This is a genomic window from Candidatus Erwinia dacicola (assembly GCF_001756855.1).
In the GTDB taxonomy this organism is placed as follows: Bacteria; Pseudomonadota; Gammaproteobacteria; order Enterobacterales; family Enterobacteriaceae; genus Erwinia; species Erwinia dacicola.
Genome location: NZ_MAYS01000244.1, coordinates 1 through 2,514, shown reverse-complemented (window position 1 = coordinate 2,514; position 2,514 = coordinate 1). Strand labels below are relative to the sequence as shown.

General features: G+C 52.1%; 2 protein-coding genes and 1 pseudogene. 2 read left to right on the top strand and 1 reads right to left on the bottom strand.

Features of this window, described 5'->3' with window-relative positions; genetic code table 11:
* Positions 1-87: 87 nt before the first annotated feature.
* Positions 88-294, top strand: a pseudogene (locus BBW68_RS07530) (cytosine deaminase); the annotation flags it as partial.
* 87 nt (positions 295-381) lie between these two features.
* On the opposite strand, the gene tsgA reads toward BBW68_RS07530, so the two are convergent.
* Positions 382-1,566 carry an MFS transporter TsgA gene (gene tsgA, locus BBW68_RS07525; protein ID WP_070134654.1) on the bottom strand — a complete coding sequence of 395 codons (1,185 nt, stop codon included), beginning with the start codon at positions 1,564-1,566 and terminating at the stop codon, positions 382-384.
* A gap of 278 nt (positions 1,567-1,844) precedes the next feature.
* On the opposite strand from tsgA, the gene ppiA reads away from it, so the two are divergent.
* Positions 1,845-2,423 (top strand): peptidylprolyl isomerase A, encoded by a 579-nt coding sequence (gene ppiA, locus BBW68_RS07520; protein WP_070134653.1) that lies wholly within the window; start codon positions 1,845-1,847, stop codon positions 2,421-2,423.
* The last annotated feature ends 91 nt before the right edge of the window (positions 2,424-2,514 follow it).

The following is a 2,514-nucleotide window of genomic DNA, read 5'->3' as shown; positions in this document are numbered from 1 at the left end:
TCGACGCGTTGCCACTCAGCACATAACAGGCCCATTACCGGATTGGAAGGCTGTAAGTGAATTTACACCACCTTGACAGACTCGACCTATGACCAGCTGGACTCCGGCATAAAACTCATCACCACTAACAGCGCCAACCTAGTGATCCTGCCTGCCGACAGTGGCTTCGATGCCTTGCGCCGTCAGGTGACGGTGCGCTACTCGATCCGTTACGGCAAGATCATCGCCGAAACCGTGCCTGCCGCCAGCACCATTCGTCTTGCTGAGAGCGAGAAAGTGGATTTCAGGCGTTAAGTAATAAAAAGGGGAGGAACAAGTTCCTCCCCAACGTTTAATCCCCTTTCCGGTAGGGGCGAGGCATGCCTCGCCCTAGTCACGGGATTAATGCGAACCCATATGCCCGTGCAGCTTGTGCTTGCTGACGAAGCCGAGCAGCAGACACATGACAAACACCACGGCGTACAGGCCATTAGCGGTTGCCAGCGCGGCGTGCGGGCCGTGGCTGTCAACGATAGGACCGGTGACCACGAAGGTCAGCATGGTGCCAACGGTACCGCAGGTGAGAATAAAGTTGACCAGCTTAGGCGAGGCCATTTTGGTCTGCAGCGAGCCGAGGGTAATGATGGTGGTGTAGATAGCGCTGGAGAAAAAACCCAAGTTCATCATGATCCACTTCAGCATTGAGGCATCAGTTTCGCTGATAAACCAGTACATCAGTGCGGTCGCTGCCAGCGCCAGAACGGTCAGGATACGCTGCGGATCGAAGAAGCGCAGAATGGCGCTAAAGGCCCACATGCCGATCATATAGGCGATCCAGAAGTTACCTACCAAGCTACCGGCCAGACCGATATCCATGCCCATGTTTTTGGTGGCGTACAGTGGCACCCAGCCGATAAAGCCAAGCTGGCCGAGGATGTAGCATAGGGCAGCAATGGCGAGGAAACCCACGCCGATGCCCCATTTTTCTTTGCTAACCGGCGCGCCGCTGGCGGTTTTCTTACCGAGTACCGGGAATTCAACGCACAGCGCCAGAACGAAGATCGCCAAGTAGATCACGCCGATGCAGGCATAAACCCAGTACCACGGCAGCGAGCGGGCAAGGATAGCCGCAGCGATGATCGGAAAAATCGTCCCGGCCATGCTGAAGAAGGAGTCGGTAAACAGCAGGCGTGAACTGCGCTGGCCCCCTTCATACAGGTGAGTGATCAGGAAAGTACCAATCGACATGGTAATCCCGCTCATCACGCCCAGCACAAACATACACAGTGAAAAAACGGTGAGGCTGTGGCTAGTCATCAGGCCCAGCACGGCCAGTACCATCAGCACGAAGCCGAAGATCAGCTGGAGCTTCAGCTGCACGATATCCATCAGCCAAGCATTCAGGAATACCGTCAGCAGGATCCCGGCGTTAAGGAAGGTGAAGGTGTTGCTCATCTGAGCCACGGGCAGCTGGAAGTAAGCAGCGATATTCTCTAGCACCATACCGGTAACGATAACCACTGCACCGGTCAGCGCGTAAGAGAAGAAGCTGATCCAAGTAAGCCCGATTCGATCGCGATTTGTCATAGTGGAAACCTGTTGATAAAGAACGCTACCGGCGGAGTTGCTCATGATAAACGGGAGAAGTTTAACCAGATTTGTGATCTTCTTAAATCTTTACTGAAACAATTATTTTCATATTTCATTCATAACGTGATTCTAATCACTAATTTCAGCGTGCGGAAGGGTTGCGTCACAACAATACTAAGTAAATAATTGTAGAATGCTGCCGCGTTGGTATTGGTAAGTACCTCTTTACACTCAGCAGAATTTTTTTATTTGTTGCCCTCAGTAAGGAATTTTTCATGTTGAAACGTACTTTGACCGCGCTGGCGACAGTTCTCGCACTGTCTACTGTCTCTGCCGCCATTGTTGCAGTGAAGGTGAAGGGGGACACGCATGTGCTGTTGACCACTTCAGCAGGCAGTATTGAACTGGAACTGAATAACCAGAAAGCACCAGTATCGGTGGCTAATTTTGTGGATTACGTGAACGGTGGTTTTTATAACAACACCATCTTCCACCGCGTGATCCCAGGCTTCATGCTGCAGGGCGGCGGTTTCACTGCCGATATGCAGCAGAAACAGCCAAAACCGCCAATCAAGAATGAGGCGGATAACGGCCTGCTAAACAAGCGCGGCACTATCTCTATGGCCCGTACTGCGGATAAAGACAGCGCCACCAGCCAGTTCTTTATCAACGTGACAGATAACGCTTTCCTCGACCACGGCCAGCGTGATTTTGGCTACGCGGTATTTGGTAAAGTGGTTAAAGGTATAGACGTTGCCGATAAGATTGCTCAGGTCCCGACCAAAACCTTCGGCCCTTACCAGAATGTGCCCGAAAAACCGGTCGTCATCCTCTCTGCCAAAGTGCTGCCATAATTATCTGACAGTCAGCTTTGCCCGGGACGTCCGCCCATTCTCACTCGAAACGAAACAAAGTAACCCACTGGTCAGCCCCGGATAAAATCAC